The sequence below is a fragment of the Leptolyngbya sp. FACHB-60 genome (assembly GCF_014695775.1).
Classification (GTDB): Bacteria; Cyanobacteriota; Cyanobacteriia; order Phormidesmidales; family Phormidesmidaceae; genus Nodosilinea.
On sequence record NZ_JACJOX010000010.1, the window covers coordinates 11534 to 31621 of the forward strand.

General features: G+C 49.3%; 17 protein-coding genes. 5 read left to right on the plus strand and 12 right to left on the minus strand.

What is annotated here, in order from left to right; all coding sequences use genetic code 11:
* Positions 1–167: 167 nt before the first annotated feature.
* Genes H6F57_RS02480 through H6F57_RS02495 form a run of 4 tightly spaced genes read right to left on the minus strand, consistent with a single transcriptional unit; the run spans position 168 to position 7114 of the window.
* The gene (locus H6F57_RS02480; protein ID WP_190628160.1) at positions 168–1775 is read right to left on the minus strand and encodes a type I restriction-modification system subunit M; all 1608 of its coding nucleotides are present in this window, start codon (positions 1773–1775) and stop codon (positions 168–170) included.
* Positions 1772–2884: an AAA family ATPase gene (locus tag H6F57_RS02485; protein WP_190628162.1), complete on the minus strand. Its 1113-nt coding sequence runs from the start codon at positions 2882–2884 to the stop codon at positions 1772–1774. Before H6F57_RS02485 ends, H6F57_RS02480 begins: the two co-directional genes overlap by 4 nt.
* On the minus strand, positions 2881–4158 hold the full coding sequence (locus tag H6F57_RS02490) for a restriction endonuclease subunit S (protein ID WP_190628164.1): 1278 nt from the start codon (positions 4156–4158) through the stop codon (positions 2881–2883). Before H6F57_RS02490 ends, H6F57_RS02485 begins: the two co-directional genes overlap by 4 nt.
* On the minus strand, positions 4151–7114 hold the full coding sequence (locus H6F57_RS02495; protein ID WP_190628166.1) for a type I restriction endonuclease subunit R: 2964 nt from the start codon (positions 7112–7114) through the stop codon (positions 4151–4153). The genes H6F57_RS02490 and H6F57_RS02495 overlap by 8 nt, the downstream gene beginning before the upstream one ends.
* 693 nt (positions 7115–7807) lie before the next feature.
* On the opposite strand from H6F57_RS02495, the gene H6F57_RS02500 reads away from it, so the two are divergent.
* Positions 7808–8068 (plus strand): M48 family metallopeptidase, encoded by a 261-nt coding sequence (locus H6F57_RS02500; RefSeq protein WP_190628168.1) that lies wholly within the window; start codon positions 7808–7810, stop codon positions 8066–8068.
* A gap of 194 nt (positions 8069–8262) precedes the next feature.
* Here H6F57_RS02500 and H6F57_RS27420 read toward each other — a convergent pair whose 3' ends face one another.
* From H6F57_RS27420 to H6F57_RS02515, 3 genes are all read right to left on the minus strand, one after another.
* Positions 8263–8865, minus strand: coding sequence for a hypothetical protein (locus H6F57_RS27420; protein ID WP_199289774.1), 603 nt, complete (start codon positions 8863–8865; stop codon positions 8263–8265).
* A complete protein-coding gene (locus H6F57_RS27425; protein ID WP_199289775.1) occupies positions 8853–9605 on the minus strand; it encodes a transposase in 753 nt (250 codons plus the stop codon). The genes H6F57_RS27420 and H6F57_RS27425 overlap by 13 nt, the downstream gene beginning before the upstream one ends.
* Before the next feature lie 1491 nt (positions 9606–11096).
* The gene (locus tag H6F57_RS02515; protein WP_190628172.1) at positions 11097–11450 is read right to left on the minus strand and encodes a hypothetical protein; all 354 of its coding nucleotides are present in this window, start codon (positions 11448–11450) and stop codon (positions 11097–11099) included.
* 449 nt (positions 11451–11899) lie between these two features.
* On the opposite strand from H6F57_RS02515, the gene H6F57_RS02520 reads away from it, so the two are divergent.
* Positions 11900–12664 carry a sigma-70 family RNA polymerase sigma factor gene (locus H6F57_RS02520; RefSeq protein ID WP_190628174.1) on the plus strand — a complete coding sequence of 255 codons (765 nt, stop codon included), beginning with the start codon at positions 11900–11902 and terminating at the stop codon, positions 12662–12664.
* A 354-nt stretch (positions 12665–13018) separates the two neighbouring features.
* Here H6F57_RS02520 and H6F57_RS02525 read toward each other — a convergent pair whose 3' ends face one another.
* From H6F57_RS02525 to H6F57_RS02540, 4 genes are all read right to left on the minus strand, one after another.
* Positions 13019–13558: a site-specific integrase gene (locus tag H6F57_RS02525; RefSeq protein ID WP_190628176.1), complete on the minus strand. Its 540-nt coding sequence runs from the start codon at positions 13556–13558 to the stop codon at positions 13019–13021.
* Complete coding sequence (locus tag H6F57_RS02530; protein WP_190628177.1) at positions 13559–13777, minus strand: hypothetical protein; 219 nt, start codon at positions 13775–13777, stop codon at positions 13559–13561.
* 354 nt (positions 13778–14131) lie between these two features.
* On the minus strand, positions 14132–14311 hold the full coding sequence (locus tag H6F57_RS02535; protein ID WP_190628179.1) for a hypothetical protein: 180 nt from the start codon (positions 14309–14311) through the stop codon (positions 14132–14134).
* 77 nt (positions 14312–14388) lie between these two features.
* Entirely contained in the window at positions 14389–16494 is a 2106-nt protein-coding gene (locus tag H6F57_RS02540; RefSeq protein WP_190628181.1) for a hypothetical protein, read from the minus strand.
* A gap of 742 nt (positions 16495–17236) precedes the next feature.
* Between H6F57_RS02540 and H6F57_RS02545 the strand changes: the two genes are divergently transcribed.
* Together H6F57_RS02545 and H6F57_RS02550 are read left to right on the plus strand one after the other, a co-directional pair.
* A complete protein-coding gene (locus H6F57_RS02545) occupies positions 17237–17464 on the plus strand; it encodes a hypothetical protein (protein WP_190628183.1) in 228 nt (75 codons plus the stop codon).
* Positions 17465–17569: 105 nt separating this feature from the next.
* Entirely contained in the window at positions 17570–18118 is a 549-nt protein-coding gene (locus H6F57_RS02550) for a hypothetical protein (protein WP_190628185.1), read from the plus strand.
* On the opposite strand, the gene H6F57_RS02555 is transcribed toward H6F57_RS02550, so the two are convergent.
* On the minus strand, positions 18119–18280 hold the full coding sequence (locus H6F57_RS02555; protein ID WP_190794973.1) for a hypothetical protein: 162 nt from the start codon (positions 18278–18280) through the stop codon (positions 18119–18121).
* 236 nt (positions 18281–18516) lie between these two features.
* On the opposite strand from H6F57_RS02555, the gene H6F57_RS02560 reads away from it, so the two are divergent.
* A complete protein-coding gene (locus H6F57_RS02560; protein ID WP_199289776.1) occupies positions 18517–19866 on the plus strand; it encodes a diguanylate cyclase in 1350 nt (449 codons plus the stop codon).
* Positions 19867–20088: the final 222 nt, after the last annotated feature.

Below are 20088 nucleotides of genomic sequence, written 5' to 3' on the forward strand. Positions count from 1 at the left end.
GATGGCCGTTGCCCCATCACCTACCTGCGGTCGGTTGCGGTGGTCTTTGTTTATGCATCATATTGAATTTCTCTAAAGGCCATCTTGAGGTCGATAGCAAGTGCTACGCAGTCCGTTTCAGCTAATCATTTCGGCTAGTACAGAGCCGTGTTTCCACAGAACTCAAATCATGGCAAAGGCGGTAAGCCAAGCTCCTTGAGAAACTCGTTATGCTTGTCCTTGGCTACCACAATCTTATTTTCCAGAGCCAGCAGTCCCCGATTCACAACGCCCAAATCAATTTCTTCCTCCGGTATGGCGGTGCTGATATAACGGGAAATGTTTAAATTGTAATTATGCGTTTCAATTTCTTCCATGGGCACCCGGCGGGAGTAACGTTCCTCCTCTTTGCGGAACTGGTAGGTGTCTATAATCTTGTCGATATTGTCCTCCCCCAGACGATTTTGCCGCTTGCCTTTCTCGAAGTGCTCGCTGGCGTTGATGAACAGCACATCATCAGGCTTCTTACACTTTTTTAGCACCAGAATACAAACTGGGATGCCCGTGGAGTAGAACAGGTTGGCGGACAAGCCAATCACGGTGTCGATGTTGCCGTCTTTCAGCAGTTTGCGGCGGATGCGTTCCTCCGCCCCGCCCCGGAACAGCACGCCATGGGGCAGAATAATCGCCATCGTGCCCTCTTGCTTGAGGTAATGGAAACCATGCAGCAAAAAGGCGAAGTCGGCAGCGGACTTGGGAGCCAGTCCATAATTTTTGAAGCGCACATCTTCGCCCAACGCCTCGGTAGGTTCCCAACGGTAGCTGAAGGGCGGATTGGCCACCACAGCATCAAAATAGGGCTTTTTGGCGGGGTTCGCTTCCCGCAGCATGTCCCACTCATTGAGCAATGTATCGCCGTGGAAGATCTCGAACTCGGAATCTTTGACCCCATGCAGCAGCATGTTCATGCGGGCTAGGTTGTAGGTGGTGATGTTCTTTTCTTGCCCGTAGATTTTGCTGATGCCGTGGGGACCAAGCTGGCGGCGCACATTGAGCAGCAGCGAACCGGATCCGCAGGCAAAGTCAAGGACGCTATCGAGGTGTTTTTTCTTGCCGGTGCTTGGCTCTTGGCCGTCTAGGGTGACAATGGCGGACAGAATGCTAGAAATTTGCTGCGGCGTGTAGAATTCGCCTGCTTTTTTGCCAGAACCAGAGGCAAACTGGCCAATCAGGTATTCGTAGGCGTCGCCTAGGGTATCGCTGTTGGTGGAAAACTCCTCTAGCCCTTCGGCGATCGCCTTGATGATGGTGCAGAGTTTGGCATTGCGATCTGGAAGCGTTTTGCCAAGTTTTTCAGAATTTAGGTTGATTTCCGAAAACAAACCCTGGAAGGTGCTTTCAAAGGATTCGGTTTCGATGTATTTGAAACCTGCAAGGAGCGTTTCTAACAATTCCTTGTTTTGTGTACGAGCCATTTCTGCGATGCTGCCCCAAAGGTGTTGGGGTTTGATCACATAATGCACTTTGCGGCGCATCTGCTTTTCAAATTCAGTGATGTCGTCGGGGTTTTGGTCGTACCAGAGTTGGAGTGGGGTGGTGTTGGGCTGGTCTTGGTTATTGGGGTAGTCTGGGCCGAGTTCTTTTTGGGCGGCGGCTTCGTAGTTATCTGAGAGGTAGCGCAGGAACAGAAACGACAGCATGTAGTCGCGAAAATCATCCGCGTTCATGGCTCCGCGCAGTTGGTCGGCGATCCCCCACAGGATATTACCCAATTGTTTTTGGTCTTTCTCAATCATGATTGTTCTACTTCTTTGGATACTTCAGGGAATAGCTCGGGATTGAATGAATAGTCACTCAGAAAATTATTGAAAATTTCCCTGAAGTAATTCTTGTTCTCTTCCAGCATTTCCTGCGGTTCATAGAGCGAGTAATTTCCGTGGCTCAGGATATTGATTAGCCTTGCATACAAGATGCCATCTGGGTCGCTCTCATCCCGTCTAAGGCAGGCAGAAAAATTTGGATAGCCGTGAAAACTGGCCATTTTTTCGAGCAGACTCCGCAGCATCGTGAAGTGATAGGTGTAGAGTTTGCCCGATTGTTGAGCTTGATATAGCTCAATTACCATGGCCACATGATGAAAGAAGGGTGTGGCATTGGTATAGCGCAAGGCGTAGCTGTCAGCGGCTTTGGATTGAGATAAAAAATAAGAAGCTGTCTTTTTAGATTTTCTAGCATCCAGCTCGTTATGGATGACATTGAAAAACAATGCGTGATGAGAGGAAATAACGACACGAACTCGGCTATCTGGATTTTTTAATAATTTAATTAAACCGCTGGCTATGGCAATTACGTTATTGTCATCTAGGGAAGAAATGGGATCGTCAATGTAGATATACTTAACCCAGTTATAGGCCTCTGCACCATCCATCACTAACTGGATAATGGTAAGAAAAAAGCACCAGATAAAGATATTCTCTTCTCCCCTTGACACTTTAATATTGTCAATGGCCTGGCCCTGAACCTCACGGGAAAAGTTAATGGTTCCTTGCTTGTAATCGATGCTGAAATAGAAATCAGCATAGCGATGCAGAAAGGGACGGATACGGTTTTCCATCTCCAGTTCTTCTATGCCGGAGAAAAAGCGGGATGATGAATTGATTTTTAGCACCCGCTCGCTGTCACCATCTAAATCGTTGTCCCAGGTGAACAGGTCTTCGGTAAAGGCGTTGAAATAGAGCGTGTCTCTTTGATCACCTTGCTTACCTGCTTCTTTGAAGGCCATCGACAGGCGTGTTTTGCCGGTGCCGTTGTAGGCGTAGAGCAACAGGAATTTTTTGTTTTTGAGTTCTTCGCGCAGATGTGTGGCTAGTTCATCCAGACTGGCAAAAGGGGCCATTTCGCTCATCCTATCACCTTGTCAAGGACAGGGAAAAGCTGCTGCATCAGTCCTTTTTTGTGGGCTTTGAGCGTGTCGATTTTTTGGGCTTGGGCGGTGATCAGGTCGTCGAGGGAAGAAAGGCAGTCGGCAATTTTTTGCTGTTCAAGAAGCGAGGGAATTGCTACTGTATAAGCAATAATGTGCTTGTTGTTAATCTGTGGAATGCTAGACGTATCAGCTATCTTAGACAACTGTTGAGTAAATATAAGATAGTAGAGAAACTCTGACGAAAGTAAGGATGTCTTGTGTGGGAATAAAGCCATCATATTTGAGTCTATATAAAATGGCACTGCTGCTATCCTTACTTTGTTCCCCATGATTGCAGCGCCCCTTTTTGGAAAAATCACAGAGCCTATTGGTAGATCCTTAGTACTTTTTTCTGCATACTCTCTGCTTGTACTCTGATATTTAGAGCAATTATTCATGTCTTCAACTTTTACATATGGACAGCAGTGAGTGCTGCTCAACTTGTGCGAACTTGGAGCATAACCAGAGAAAATTTCAACAAGGCTACCCAGTTTCTTCTCCTCCCACTCTGGGGCATCGCAAAATTCAGAAAAGCGCAGTTTGGGCAGGGTTTCGCCTTCTGCGGGGAAAAGCTGCTGCATTAGCCCTTTCTTGTGGGCTTTGAGGGTATCGAGCTTTTGAATTTCTGCGGTGATGCGATTGTCGATGGAAAAAAGGCAATCAGCAATTTTTTGCTGTTCTTGAAAAGGTGGAAATAAAAATTTCTTGCCAAGCCACGTATCAAGCTTGAAAAGCATTTTCTCAATGACAATTCCAACGCTAGATAGCAGAAAAGACTCACTTATTTTCGGCTGCTGTGAAAAGTAGTTAAAGAAAACAACGTCACAGTTTTTTCTTGGGGTCAACACAGAGTATTCGTTCGATACAATCGAGCCTTCAAGTTCTTTTGGAACAAGCCCACATGCGTTATGAACAATTTGCCTCTTAGAAATTAAAAAGTCATTATTGCATACAGAGAATTGGAATTTTACTTTTATATCTTTTCCTTTAAGTTTGCCCCGCGAAACAACTCCGCCATAACGTCGTTTGACTGTTACTAGAGAATATTCTTCCTCATCTTGCATTTGTAGTGGGCGCAATGTCTCAACTAGTAGAGCGCCTATTTTCTTTTCTTCCCACTCCCCTGCCCCCCGAAATTCAGGAAAGCGCAGCTTAGGCTTCCATTCACGTTTCACCTCTTGGTTCAAATCTGTCGCATCCACCTTATTACTCATACGCCCCCAACCCCGCAATCTCCCGTCCCTGGGCCAGCTTATGCAGCAGCGGAATCAAGTCCTCCATCAACGCCAGTTCCTTTCGCGTGCGAGCCTTCCAGCCCAACTCCAACGGAGCCAGCAGGTCGCTTAATTGTTCCCCATCAAAAATCATTCGCTGCATGATGCCATTCATAAAGGTTTGCAGCGCCTCAGGTTCCAGCTCATGCTTAGCGGCAATCTCTGCCAGTTCGCGGGTGCTCTTTTCTGCCTTAAAGGTCTCATACCCTTCGCGAATCGCCTTCTCATCCAACCCTTCGCCCACTTGCAGGGTGCCGATATAGGCAGCAATATCCTCGCGATCATCCATAAACTTCGCATCAGCCTGGATCAAGCCGATTAATTCCTCACGGCTCATCTGCTGCTTGCCCGGTTTCCCTTGGGTGTAGCGGGCCAACAGCGCCATGATGTAGTCATAATCAATCACCGCCGAGGCAAACAGCACAAATTCAAAATCGAGCTGCTCCACTTCCGGGGCAACAGCGTCGCCGCCTTTATCCTGCTGGGCCTTTAGGCGCTGGGCCGTCTCCAAATACACCCCCCGAAAAGCCTGTAACTGCTCTGAGGGAATCACCTCGTCAATCACGGCGGCATTCTCTGGCGTGAGGTCGGTGTATTGATCAAGCTGGGTCTTGAGGCGCTGCACCTCCTTAAACAGGTTGACGAACTGGCTGCGTGCCGCGTTGCCTTTGAGATTGGGCACTTCCTCTGGGGCACAGGCCAGCCCCTGGGACTGCATAAACGTATCTAGCTTGTTGACCGCTGTTTCCAGCTTAGTAATCACCGCCGGGGCAGGATCAACCAGCCAAATTTCTTTGGCTTGTTCCTTGTGTTCACCCGAGAAGAGGGTAATGGCGGCATCAACCGCCTGCTGCTGCTGGCGAAAGTCAAGGATGCTGCCGTAGGGCTTTGTGTCGTTTAGCACCCGATTGGTGCGCGAAAACGCCTGAATCAGCCCGTGGTATTTGAGGTTTTTGTCCACATAGAGCGTATTCAAGAATTTAGAATCGAAGCCCGTGAGCAGCATGTCTACCACAATAACCAGGTCAATTTTTTGAGCGTGAGACAAGTCCTGGTTGGGGTATTGCTGATCCTTAATCCGCTTTTGCACATCTTGGTAATACAGGTCGAAGGTGTTGATATCGTGGTTGGTGCCGTAGCGGGCGTTATAGTCGGCGATGATAGCCTTCAGCGCTGCCTTCTTTTCGTCCGGGGCGACCTGGTTATCGGCTTTTTCCTGGGGCAGGTCTTCCTGAATCTGCTGCACGTCCTTGTTGCCTTCGGCGGGCGGAGAAAACACACAGGCAATATTCAACGGCTGGAAACTGCTGTCTTTGGCCTGTTTTTTGGTCTGAACTTCCTCAAACAAGCGATGGTATTCAATCGCATCATTGATCGAGCTGGTGGCCAGAATGGCGTTGAACCTTCGCCCAGCGGTAGCGGCATCGTGCTTGACCAAAATTGCTTCGACAATGGCTTTCTTAGCCAGGGCTTCCCCCGGCTTAGGCTTGTTTTTACCCTCAGGTTTGTAATAGTCAACATGGAAGCGCAGCACGTTGCGGTCTTCGATGGCATCGGTGATGGTGTAGGCGTGCAGTTGCTTCTGAAAAATGGATTCCGTCGTTTTGTAAGAGCCTTGCTGACCTTCGATCTGCTGATAGGTCGCGTTTTCGTCGAAGATCGGCGTGCCGGTAAAGCCGAATAGCTGGGCATTGGGGAAAAAGTCTTTGATCGCCTTGTGGTTTTCGCCAAATTGCGATCGGTGGCATTCGTCAAAGATGAACACCATGCGTTTTTGCCGGAGCGACTCCAGCCGTTGCTTGTAGTTGCGTTTGTTGCTGCCATCCAGCGCCAGACCGAGCTTCTGGATGGTGGTGACGATTACCTTGTCGGCGTAGTCGTCAGAGAGCAACCGCTGTACCAGGGTTTCAGTGTTGGTATTTTCTTCAACGCAGCCTTCCTGAAAGCGGTTAAATTCCTCCCGGGTTTGGCGATCAAGATCTTTGCGATCCACCACAAACAAGCATTTTTCAATGTCCGGATTGTCTTTGAGCAGTGTGGATGCCTTAAAGGAGGTGAGCGTCTTGCCGCTGCCCGTGGTATGCCAAATATAGCCGTTGCCGCAGTTTTGGTGAATGCACTCGACAATGGCTTTGACAGCATAGATCTGATAGGGCCGCATCATCATCAGCTTTTGCTCATTGGCCACCAGCACCATATAGCGGCTGATCATTTGTGCCAGAGTACATTTGGCCAGAAACGTCTCGGCGAAGCTGTCCAGATGAGTGATCTTTCTGTTGTCTTCCCCAGCGAACTGGTAGAGCGGTAGAAACTGCTCCTCAGCGTTGAAGCTGAAGTGGCGGCTGTTATTGTTGGCGAAGTACCAGGTATCGCTGCGGTTGCTGACAATGAACAGTTGCAGGAAGCACAGCAGGGTTTTGGTGTAGCCGTTGCCGGGGTCGTTTTTGTAATCGACGATCTGCTGCATGGCCCGGCGTGGGCTAATGGCTAAGGTTTTCAGCTCGATTTGCACTACCGGCACGCCGTTGATCAGCAGGAGCACATCGTAGCGGTGGTGGCTACTGTCGGTGTTGATGCGGAGCTGGTTGACCACCTCAAAGGTGTTTTTGCACCAGTCCTTGATATTAACCAGGGTGTAGAACAGCGGCGTGCCATCGTCCCGCTCGAAGCTGTTGCGATCACGCAGGGTACGGGCGGAGGCAAAGACGTCGGGAGTCACGATCCGATCGAGGAGGCGGGAGAATTCGCCTTCTGTGAGATTTACCCGGTTGAGCTCCTCGAACTTTTTGCGGAAGTTTTGCTCCAGCGTGGCGCGATCGCGGATGTCGGGGCGATAGCTGTACTTGAGATCTCCCAGCTTTTCGATCAGGGCTTGTTCGATTGCTTGTTCAGTCATTGCCACGCTTTAGCAAGTGGAGGTCTCTGACCTTCGGGCCTAAGGCCCAAAGGTCAAAGACCTCTATAGTACTGACAATTTCTGCTGTTCCCATTTGTGAACACTCATTTTGGGCAGTAGCTGCTGGCGTGAAATGGCGTGCATAAGAAGGGCTTCTCCCACTCATACCAATCGTCCATGCCGCCAAGGCGACACCCTGAAGGATCAAACAGGATTTGGTGTCAGACGGCAACTGAGCGACCCACACCTCAGCCACAAAGCCACCTGGCTGATCGCACTCAGCCTCTGCTACCGCCCCCACCGACCGGGAGACCATAGACCCACAGCGGCGATCCCATGTCTGCGTAGATGCTTAAAAGCCTGAAAGGCCCAAAAATAGCGAAGCTGCGATTTGGGTCCATTTAGTTCTCTTGTATTGCCGGAATAGCTGCGCTCCATGCAACCCCTCAACGTAAGAATGCTGGTTTCAGCCTCTAAAAACAACGAAAACAGGCAATGTACTACTTAGTTCTCAATGCAAATTAGTTCATTGTCAGTCCAGCAGTGTACTATCTAAATCCCTTGTCATATTAGGGACTGAGCAATAATCGGGCCGAAATAACAGCTTCGCCAGTTTAAGGCCGCTAGAGCAGTGGTACCTCAACCGCACCCAGTTCAAATTCCCGGAGCGTCTGCAAGCCTGCCTACCCCCCTTTGCCCGGTGAGGGCACGCCGGCCCCACCTCTGCACATTCGCCGTCTCACCCGCCGCTGGGGCAGCCTCACCGCCACCAGTACCCTTATCCTCAACCGAGCTCTGATTCGGGCCTCCACCAAGGCGATTGACTACATCATCACCCACGAACTCTGCCACCTGGTTTACCCTGACCATGGCCGCGATTTCGTCGAGCTCCTTACCCGCACCCTCCCCGACTGGGAACTCCGCAAACACCGCTTAGAAAAGCAGCTTTGTTGATGCGAGTTTTTTTGGCGATCGCTAAGCATTAAGAGGATGTTTTAAAAGGGTCGGATTGAGGATCAAAAGCCACCTGTACGGATCACCTCGTTCCTTGAAACCCTCATCCCTTCGTAGCAGTTTCTCAGTAGTTAAGGTAGTTCAAGTTACTCCAGAGGACTTTTCAAACACCCTCTAAGCTCGACTTTATCCAATCAAGCGGCATGGCAAAGTAGCTCGGTCCAGGTGTCGAAGATAGGGCGAGGGACTTTAACGTACTCAAGGTCATCTCGTGATGTCTGAAAAAGACGAGAGGCCCATAGATAGCGACGGACAAAGGCTAAGGCATCAGCGAAGGTAGGGTGTTGCTTCATGTACCAGGCGGTATGAGGCAGGGAGAACGTAAATTTCAGGTGCAGGCGCTGGGTGAGGAGCACAACCAGCGAGAACAGAGCCAATAGGGCAGGAGTCGTGCGTCGGATCGCTAAGTCAGACCACTGCCGCTGAGTTTCAACCCCCAAATGAGCCCGCACCTCCTGGAAGGTGACTTCGACTTGCCACCGTTGCCGAAACCACAGCAAGATTTGGGCGGGTGTAGCCTCCAGATCAGTACAGAGAAAGGCCTGAGGCTCCAACTTGCCCAGCGGGTCACGGACTAAGACCCAACGAATGGGGACAGGGGGAAGACCAGTGTGATACCACACCGCTGTTTGGGAGACCCACTCTAAGGTGTAGGTTTGCTGACCATACCAACCCTCTAGTGTGAGGGACTGCCAGCGGGTGGTGGAATCCTCCAACCGGGTTTTTAGGGTGGCCAAGCGTTGCCCGACTTTGCGAGGACGTCCGATGGTGTGGCGTCCCGAGGCGGAGCGGGTTTATAAAGGGCGGCATCTAAGCGCAGTCGAGTGACAACGTGAACAGGATTGGGCAAATGGCTCACTGACGCCAAAAAGTCTAGAGCGGCGAAGCTGCTGTCGGCCACCACCACAATGGGCCGATGGCCCAGCCAGCGTCGGACTTGAATCAGCATCTGTCTAGCCCAGTCAGTTAACGCTTTGTGCCGTCGCCCTTGCGTTTGGTTGTAGCGCTCTGACGGGGCCAGTACGGTCAAAAAGGGCAAGGCCCAGACTCGCTGTGCCCAGGGAATCGGCACCAACAGCATCAGACTGAGCCAGCGCAATCCACTGGTCTTGACGAAATGCTCTTGGCTCGAACGCACTGGGTCGCGGTAGATACCCCGCGCTGCAATCCGCTTTCCCCACCGTCGTTCGATGGTGTCATCGAGACCCATCACCATGACCCCGTCAGCGGCAAAGGTCGTAACCAAAATGGTCAACAAGATTCGACTCGCCTGCCGAGACGACCAAACAGCCCGATTCAGCACTCGGTGATAACGCTGAAATTGAGGTTCGTCGGCTAACCCCATCACCCGCAATAGTTGGCTCACGGTGCGTTTCCCTGGAGCCAACAGCGCTCCCATCACCAGCGTCAGGGCCTGGGGCCACACCCGCTGGGAAAACAGCGGCGCAAACGCTATCATCATCGACATAAATTCCATTGCAGCTAGCTCCTCAGACCCTCATCTGAATTCTGCTTGCTGCTTTCCTTTTGGGAGCAAATGGATAAAGTCGAGCTAAGGCAATAGCCGAAGCCAGGCAAACCGGCTTCGGCTATTGCCTGCTGAGAGAATAAAGATAGATAAATTTGTAAAAAATTAGACAATGTATTACCTCAAAGGGTAGTACCACCTTGCCTATCTTTCCTTTATTATAGAAATAGCTTCAAGTTATTCTTAACCCATTGATATTGATCTGGTAAAAGTATCAGAGTTGATTTAACAAAAACGACATCTTAGACCATAATGTAGCAACTGCTGGAGTCGGCCAACGGAGAAAAAAAAGTGAGCACGAGGCCCACTTGGTTACTGCTTGATCGTTTCCGACACTCCTGATTTGCGCATGCTCCAGCAGCTTTCCCAAGCACTGATTCATACCCTATCTGGAGCGCCATCCTAGAGATGCACCTACATAAAATTGTAGGCCAGTTTTTTATATGTATGGGGTGACATAAGCTGTTTTAGCGTTAAAAAAGTAAACCTTCTTAATACTCAATCTGCCAAAAAGTAGTTTTCAATACATAAGTAAAGCCTGTGGATTTAGTTGGATCCACAGGCTTTGTTTTGAAAGGCATGTAGAAATGCGGCGGTGCTCTTGGCATTTTGACCTGACCTGAATGAGAAGAGTTGATTAGCTCGGCGGTGCTCTTGGCATAGGCTATTGCGTTAGCTGCAGGGTCTTAACCAGTAACGTTATTCCAATCCTCTGAATGACCAATACAAGCTTGCCCTTCTCTATTTTGGAGTTGTCAATAGATCTCGCTGGCCAAAAAGATGCTTGATAAAAAACTCTGCCTCCGGTAAAGGGTTCGATGGGCTCATCAACTTTGGCCTGGTGTAAATTTTGCTGATATTCTGGCTGTTGTCTAAGATGGACTTCGTATAAGACTGGAGGCATTTCACGGCTTCTTTGGTTGACTGTCTTACACAACAATGACGGCGAGGAGAGAAGTGTGACCTATCACATAAATGGGTATTTGTCACCCTTTTGATATGCTTTTCATAGATAAATGAAGCCGGTCAAGATCCTTGTAGACCTTGACCGGCTAATGTTTATTCTGTTGGGAGATAACTATGATCAAACTCTTTCAGAGCTTGCTCACTAGCCTAGAGAAGGTAAGTCAACAGGAGAATGAAGATCTTGCCTTTGTGACTATCTACTCTATGTTTCTGAGTTTTGTACTAACGCTAGTGTGTGCACTGATGATTGCACTTTAGGGTCAACAGATCTCTAGTCGTTAGATAAGGGAGGAAGACTACAGCCTGATTCTATGGTCTTCCTTCTGTTTCTGCTTGGTAGACGCAATGCATCATGAACCCTTAGAAATAGTAAGTGCAGTTGACTGATATCTCATGGCTTGAAATCCTCTTACGGTTTAGACAACAAAACTCCACTACCAGCTTGGGTTCTGGCAGCTAGAATAAAAGCGTGACTTACTTTCCTGTAGATGTATATCTTGAACCAGGTGAACTAGAGGAATTAGAGATTTTGCGCTTAGCAGTGTATTGCTCTAGAAAAACTCTAACTTCTGCAGGACTCTTGTTTTCTAGCTCATACTCCAGACACTCCATGAAATGCTCCCTGAGCCAGGCTTTTTTGTTTTCATAATCCTTTCTGCAATCAGAACTGAGTAACCCTGTTTGATGGGCTACGATGTGGTCTAGCTCACTGATCCAAAAACTAAGAGCACCATCTTCGCAGGCAAGGTCTAGGATCTCTTGTAATCGATCGCCTTCTTCCTCTGTAAGCTCCGGTAGCGAAATCAGTAAACCATAGTCGATGGCCATATCCCTGACTTGGTCAGTTGTGGCTTCCAGGATGGACGTTAGAAGACTACTAGGCATCTTCAATTTCCTCGATCACAGCAGTGTAGAGCTGACGGTTCAGGCTCTTAGGCGTCATGGTGCGCCGCTCTACAGAGGTTAATGATTGTGAGCCAAAGATGTGACAGGGTTTTTCCCACTTTTCCTGAACAAATCAGAATTTGTCCATATTTACTCTAAGACTAGTTCAAGTAAACTATAGGCCAGGAATTGGAATTGTGTGATTTAAGGCACTTTATCTAAGAAGTTTTGCGCTTATCCATTGTTTAGGCAGCTTAGGGTAATCTCGTCGTTTCTCTTAGGCTAAAACTCGGGCTTTGTCACAAAATCGCCTAAGCGCCATTAATCACTGTAAGGGGGACGCGAGCCAGCAATTATTTTTGACTCAGACATTATGTACACAACATATTGCCATGACCCAACATAGCCAATTCGACAGGTCTGAAGAGCCTACAAATGCTGAGGACGGGTTTCTAGAAGAGCAAGGTCTGTCTGACCAGGCGACAGACTTACATCGTGATAGTGATCTTCCTGAGAACCAGGTGTCTAGTACGATGCCTGGTGACGATATTGTGCTCCCTCTGCCTGTGGATGTTGATCTTCCCAGATACTTTGCTAATGAGCTCGTAGCACGTGAGGTTGCCAAGCTCGGTGCCACATACGAAGAGATCTTTAGTCGAGAGAGTTCGTCGGCGCGATCGCTCTTTCCCTTCATTCGAGGGAAACTTATTCAGTACCGGCTTTGGCCGCTATATGACGAAATTGCAATACTGCAGGAGGTCTATGCAAGAACGATCGATAAAATTTTGCAAGGCCGGGAAATTACCAACCAATATGGCTGGATCCGCTCTGTGTCATTCCGCTATATTCGAGAGCTGAATCGAAAGCAGGGTCGGAGTACGGGGGTTGACGAATCGTTTCTAGAGGCGCTAGCGCCTGTAGAAGAGATCGACGAAGAGTCCCTGACGGAAGAAATGCTCAAAATTCAACGAGCTTTTCAAGAGCTTTCTTCTGAAGAAAGGCTTTTGCTCTCTCTCAAAACCCTCCAAGACCTCTCCTGGAGTGCGATTCAGCAAATCTGGATTGAGGAAGGGTACGGCAATCTTTCTATCCCCGCTTTGCGTAAGCGCAAAGAGCGGGCTCTATCCCACCTCCGTATGCTTTATCACTCTATGTAGCGCTCAGAGGTAATCACCTTTTTCAAATGTCCTCAATCTATCGCTGGCCTGTCTTGCTAGTGAGCCTTCCATGAGCGATCGCGCCTCCGCGGTCGCTTTCGCTTTTTTATAGAAAAGCCGTAATTGCTCAACTACCCCCCTCCTTCCTGGACCCCCTTATTTGGTGGGCTTTTAGGTGCTTTTCAATAAGCTGTTTTGTTGAAAATTTGAACACAAAAATGCCTGAAACCCTCATTCTTCCGTTGATCATCTCCAATTAGGTGGCTATGCCCAATTCCTAAGGCCCTAGCTACTAATAGGTTTCAGGTTTGTCACCTAGTTTAGCAATTACGAAAAGCCTAACCAGCGATGGCTCTACAACTGAGCGATCGCATCCACCTTCTCCTCCTCCGACACATCGAGGTACCGCTGCAGCGCCGCCATCGACGACCACCCGCCCAGGTCTTGAATCGCCTTCAGCCGCACCCCTGCCTTATCCAACCGAGTGGCCCAGGTGCGCCGGTTGCTGTGGGTGCTGTAGCCGCGCAGGCCGAGGCGGTCGCACGCCTTCCGCAGCGCCGCATCGCAAGCTTGCCGAGTAATTGGCCCCTGGCCACCCCGCCCCGGAAATAGATACCCTTGGCGCGGCAACTCTGCATCCTCTAGCACTGCTATCAGCTTGGGATGGATCGGCACCGCTCGCGTGCGCTTCGTTTTCGTCGTTGCCTTGCGCAGCACCAGGGTATTCCCGACCACGTCCTCCGCCCGCAACTGCCGCGCCTCGCTAACCCGGCAGCCGGTGTAGTAGCAAATGGAGAAGAGCGATCGCATCTTCGGGCTGAGTTCCCCCATCACCTGCTCAAACTGATCCGACGACCAAATTTCCGCCTGGTCGTGGCGATCGCGCTTCGGCATCTACACCTTCTCCAGTGCAGACTCGTCATACCAAAAGGCAAACGCCTCACCGATCTCCTCGTCCTCCTCCTCGATGACCTGAACGAGATATTGCACCGAGTTGAGAGCGCGATACTTCACCCCAAGCACCCCCCCCTTACCCTCGCTGGTGGCCACCGGCTGACCCAACGCGAACTGGGGAGCACCTAGCCCCAACTGGATCCGTTCTAGGTCAATCATACAAGACTTGCTCTTTTTGCTATTTCAGCAAGTATAATTCATTGGCATACCAAGGGTTTCGGCGATTTAGGACGGAAAGACATCAAAACAGCGGGGATTGTTGAGAATGAACCCCTGTTATTGAGAACAAAATACTGTTGGGATTTTGGATCCTAAAGCGTGCTTAGAGGATGCCAGTCTCTAAGCACAGGATGAGACGCCTCTGCCCGTCACTCTCGGTTGATGCTCGTTGCGTTGGGTTGTGCCACTAAATCCCCTTGATCCGTAGTTGGCCATGGTGATCTCGCTTGAGCAGCTGCTTGCGGCCCATCTGTTATAAGTCGTAGCGGCAGTGGCACGGGTTACAGAGAGCCTTTAGGTCAAACCATACTCATCTGGGTCAAGACCATACTCATCTAAAAATTCGTTAATAATCATCTCAGAAGCTAATCTTGTTTTTTCCAGTGCCCCCATTTTGTTATAAGCAGAACTATCCTGCGTATGCTGGCTGTGGCTTTTAATATGTGCTAAGGATTCGCTCTGGGCAGCTGTCATTCCTTTTCTCTTGTAATGAGTGGTTGACGCACGCCTTACATCATGTGGAGCTGAACGAATATTGAGGTATTTCCAAATTAGTGTGTCGTAAATGCTAGCAAAATTTCTTCCCCAAATGGTTTGCCGTTAGTTTGGGTGAAGACAAAGTCATGGTTAGGATTAAATATGTCTCGGAATCCATATGTTTTCCCATTGTCGACATCAACATAGCCACACCAGTTGAACTGCTGCTTTCTATTCCTTCCTTGTTGTTGTGTTCCTTTATAATTTGGCCAGTTGTGCCAAGTGCCAGAATAATCTGGCCTTCCATATAGCCAAGCCTGTAGCTCAGGATTGTATATTTTTGGGATTCGATAAGAGCTTTCCTTATCAATTTTAGTTTTTGTAGGATCTAAATCAACAATCCACTCGTACGACTTCCCTTTCGGGCTGGTAGGAGTATTTCCCATCTCATCACGGGCGTCCGCAGGGTTGAGGTAATATAGCTTTGTAATGTCGTTGTAGTACGCTCTATACCTTTTCTCTTGAGGGTTCCAAGGAGCCTCATCAATTAGTTCTGCATCAAGGTCAATATGGCATAGCTTAAGAGAGTCGCCAACCTTCAAATTCCGTATAACATGTTGCCGCTCAGGTGAAACTAAGCGGAAAAAAAGAACAATAAGGTAGCGTTGCAAACTTTTAGCAACGGCAGTTTGGGGTCTTATTCTTCCAAAGTTCTTCCTGCAATCATTTCCTTTTATCTGGTGTCTAGGAGCACAATCGTCTAGAAGGCTCTTGAGGACTTCTCCTAGTTCTTGCCATTTTGGCACCTTCTTTAAAGGAGACAAATAATTTTTGGGAAGCACCAGGGCTTCGGTTTCATCCCTAATTGCTCTTAATGTCATGACTACAGGAATATCTCTATATTCTGGAGACATTAAAGGATTTGTAATTTTGCGATAGCGGAACTTAGCCCAGTTCATCAGGGTATAACAAATTCTGTGCCTATAGTATTTGCCAATGTGGTATCCATCTTGCTTAGAAAGTGGATTATGTTGATAGCTAATCCACCTAAATAAATCTCCGAATAGATCACGAACATCGTCTCCAGCAGCAATAGCTTGCGCTTGCGCTTTTTCTTTCATCCGATTAAGTTCATTGGTTCTGTTGAGCTCATGAAGCTGATCAACAAGTAATTTGTTGTTTTGAACAACCTGGCCTATTTGGAGGCCGAGATCAAAACTTAGAGTAGCATTTTGAGCCTCAAGTTCATAGCAGAGACGTTCCAGTACGCTTTGAGAATTAACCTCATCTGTCACTACATGCTGATGTTTGTATTCATTAGCTATTGCAGCTAAACGTAATTCTACGACAGGAAAAAGATCATCCAATGTGAAATTACCTACGGACTTTGGAGGATATTTTTGTTGTAGATCTTGAAGCCAAACTGGTGGTTCCTCTGAGATATCAAGCCAATCGGGCTGATAGGGAATATCATTCTGCTTGTTAACCTTCGCTCGTTCCACCATTCTCTTGTGGTAGTCAACCTTGTCTAAGGTCATCCAACCAATAATCTGTAGAGTGTAGTTTTCGTATTGATCAAACGTCTCTGGGTCAATTAGCTCTGTAATTGGTCTTGCGCCATAGAATGGGTCGGTCCAAAAAGCACGGCAGAGCTTTACTTCTTGTTGCACCGATTCTGCGAGGTCTTCAATCTTAGCTCGGTAGCTTATTAAGTTGTGCCGTTGAGTGATCGGGTGATTGCTCTTCGACTCCCGTGGTTTAACCAGAAAATCCTTGGGATGATTTAAGGGAATGGACCACTTTTTAGGTTCTGGAGCGACTAACCAACCCTTCCCTTTGCAGTAAGAGAGAAAGTGGTTGAGATTGGACTTGTAGACCCCACGAACGTTAGCCGGGGCTTGAAGATCTACAAAAACTTGTTCTTGCCAAGACATCACCTTGTGGACATCGTGAAATAAGGCTAGTGATAATTCTCGAGTCAGCTCCAAGCGCCTTTTCATCTCGTCACGGGAAAGCCGCACATTGGTCTTGGTCTGACAGTCAAGTTGAAACCCAGGGAAAGGCAGAAGAAACCTGAAAATAGCTGTCCTGATACCCTTCTTGCGGTCTGGAAACTCCTCAAAATATGCTATCAGCGCTTCGTATAACGAAGAGACTGTTGCTACGCCACCTTCATTCATAGTTCATGTGTTCTAGTTTGTGTAATATTAAGAGTATATCTCAATGGATATTGCCGTCATATCCCTGCTAAAAAGTATATAAAATCGGCACTTCCAAAACCCAGAAGCCTTGTAACACAAAGCTTCTGGGTTTTGGAAGGTGCAATGTTGTGTAATTAGCTATTACACGGCATTACACCAATTTTTTTGGACATTGAGGCCCTAAAGCACTATGCCTCTGCCACCACCCCCACCAGCGAGGGCACCATAGGCTCACAGCCCAGTATTTTTACAAGAGAGGCTCAGCTAGGAAGGCCATAAGCAAATATGCTCTGTGCCAGTAGCGCTGGAAAATGGACTTGATTTGGCCTGTGCTGGCTTGTGCCAGTTGTCTCAAAGCCTGGTTTTGCCGTTCTATCTAGAAGTTGCAGCTAAACCTCTCGATTGGCCTGAATGCTTTGTGTCGAGAGGCTTCGCAGCAGATCCAGCCGCAGCTTGGTTGCGGCGCGGGGCAACTAGCCTAGGCCACTTTTCGCCCTGGCCGTTGGCAACCTGCAAGGTGGCAATGCCAGGCCAGCCCCGCAGCTGACAGATATGGCGGTGAAGTGCAGCAGGGCATCGAGGCAGCTGGCCACCGCGATCGCAGATTTGAAAGCTCTCCGGAAAACGACATTCATTAAAAATCAGAGCATCGAGACCCAGCAAAACAACATGCTGGTTGCCTAAGTTGGGGACCTGAAGCAACGCTTGGAGGCTTCAGAGTATGGCCAGCCCGTGGACGCCAGAGCGGAGGGAATTGCAGCGCCAGGTAGCCTTAAGGCCGAGGCTGTGGGAGCGATCGACCGGTCCCAAGATGGAAGGCGGTAAGCGCATCGTGGCACAGAATGCTATTAAGCATGGCCAGCGATCGCGAGCGGCTATTGAGCGCCGGCAGCCATTGAATGCCGCATCGAGAGAGCTTAGAGGGTTGCTCGATGGCCTAAGTATTTAGGCTGCGGTTGACCCCAGTACAAATGCCCCATGCCCCCAGGGAAAGTTTCCAGGTCGACGCTAAGGCAGCGGCCGTCATGGAGCAATCATCATTTAGAGGTAGGTCATGGAAGCGGCAAAAATCTACGACGAGGCACTTCAACTTTGGGGTGCAGAGGCAGTGGTCGCGGTCGCCCTTTGCGAGGCAGCTGAACTAACGGCTGCAATCATTCAGCACGACTTGCAGGGGCGCGACTACCTCTCCGTCATGGAGAAGGTAGTCGATGTTTCAATTATGTCAGAGCAACTTGGTCTAATCTGCAGCCCAGCTGCTGCTCTACTTTTGCCAGGAGGAGCGACACCCACCCTTTTGCTAACCAAGGCCATGAGCATCTTCGCTCAGCCTAGCCTATCCAATTTGGCGAGTATCCAAGAGGCTCTTCGCAGCCTCCTGAGTGCGTGCGACATCTTATGGCCCGACCGCGAATCCACTGAAGAATTTCAGCAGATGAAAGAAGGTAAACTGGGCCGCCTTTATGAGAAAGTTTGCGCTGAAATTAACAGGCAGGCAATGGGGGCTGTCGAGCAGTCAACCACCTCTAAGAATCATTCAGGTGTAGCTTCCGTCGAAAACTTAAACCCATTGCCGCTCCAGCTCCAAAAAACTGGTGCCTAGTCAGCCAGTTTTGCCGCAATGGATGGTGCCAGCCACAGCATCAGCGGCAGCCAAAACTCCCGTAGCGACTCCCAAGTCCACTGAAGCGAAAATAAAAGGCTGCTGGGTGGTGAGCCGCGACGAGCAAGGCTGTAGCGATCGCCCGGGTCTGACGCTGTGCAATGCAGTCGGAGGGCAACCGGTTCACAGTGACTTTGCTGGCTACATTGAGGCCGCGATCGCCAAAGCCGAGTCAGGGTCTTGGTCCGTTAGCTCTACAGGCGACCCTATGGAATCAGATGTCATGCTTGATTTACGGAGGATTTGTCTAAGTATGCTGAGTATGACTCAAGGAATGATGAAAGGTCGCGTAAAGCAGAGGTCGTCCTCCATCCTTTCTGTTTTTGTGAGCCAAAGAAATGCCGATGAACATGCGATTAGCTGATTTTATTCAGGCAGAGATAGAGCCGATTCTTCAGGATTGGGAAGAATTTGCCAAAACCATTCTGCCTGCTAAGAATATGGGTAAGACCGGGCTGCGCAACAACTCCAGGAACATGCTGCTCGTGATTGCCAACGATCTCGATTCATACCAGAGTGAATCAGAACAAGCCGCCAAATCGAAAGGCCGTGGGCCGAAGGATGGGGTGAAGTCTTGGGCAGTATCGCACGGTGGTGAGCGACAGAGCAGCGGCTTCAGCATCATGGAGACAGTTTCCGAGTTTCGGGCCCTGCGTGCGAGTGTGGTGTCACACTGGACTAAAGCTTACCCAATCATTACCGGCCAACAGCTTGAAGACCTTACCAGGTTCCATGAAGCGATCGACCAGGCTGTTGCCGAATCGCTGGAGCAGTATGCGACCGTAAGAGAGATGGATACCCGGCTGTTCGGCGCTATTCTGGTCGCATCGCCTGATCCAATTTATGTGCTGGATCTCGAAGGCAGATTTGTTTATGCAAACCAGGCCACCGCCGATCTCTTCGCTCTGGAGCCCGAGGCTATCCTCGGAAAGTCCACCTTTGACCTCGGGTTTTCGTTCGCCTCAGACTTCCAGCACAATCTTGAAAAGGTGATTGCTGACCAGTCTATTTACCGAGGTAAGTTCGTCCACACGTTTGCTTCTGGCCAGGGTGAAAGGTTTGAGTATCTGCTTGCGCCCGTGCTGGATGAGCATCGAAACACCGAAGCGACTGTCTGCATTTCCCGCGATATTACCGAACAGGCGATCGCCGAAGAAAAAATATGGCACAGCGCCCACCATGACATTCTGACTGGGCTGCCGAATCGACGTCTTTTCCTGGATCGTCTGGAACAGGAGGTCAAACAGGCTAAGCGCGATCGACTACCTCTTGCCGTACTTTTCCTAGATCTTGATGACTTCAAAGTAGTCAACGATTCGCTCGGCCATGACGTGGGGGATCGGTTATTGTCTGAGATGGCAAAGCGCCTGACTGATTGTGTTCGGGAGAACGATACGGTTGCCCGTTTGGGCGGCGATGAATTTACCGTGATTCTCACGGGCGCTAAGCACCGCCAGGATGTTGAGTTCGTGGCCCAGAAAATTCTTGATGCACTCGCGATCCCCTTCGATATCGCACAACAGCTTGTCCAGATTTCTGTCAGCATCGGAATCACGTTCTACCCCCAGGACGCCTCCTCTCCTTTTGCTCTGCTAAAAGCTGCGGATCAGGTTATGTATAAAGCCAAAAAATCCGGTTCTAACCAGATGTGTTTTTTCGATACCTCCGATCAACACTTTGGGCTATGAGTATGGCCAGAGCTACCTGTTTGCCAGAGCCACCGATGGCACTACCCATTACTCGCGGGCTGGCTAACTCTGGCTATAGGGTTTAGCAACCATTCTCCCAGCCCCACTAATATAAAGTCCGCTTGGAGGAGCATAATTAGAGGGATTGCAATTAGGACTGTGCAATGCCCAAGCAAGTACAAGTTGTGGATTATCTGGCCGTAGATGAGCTAGCGCGTCGGT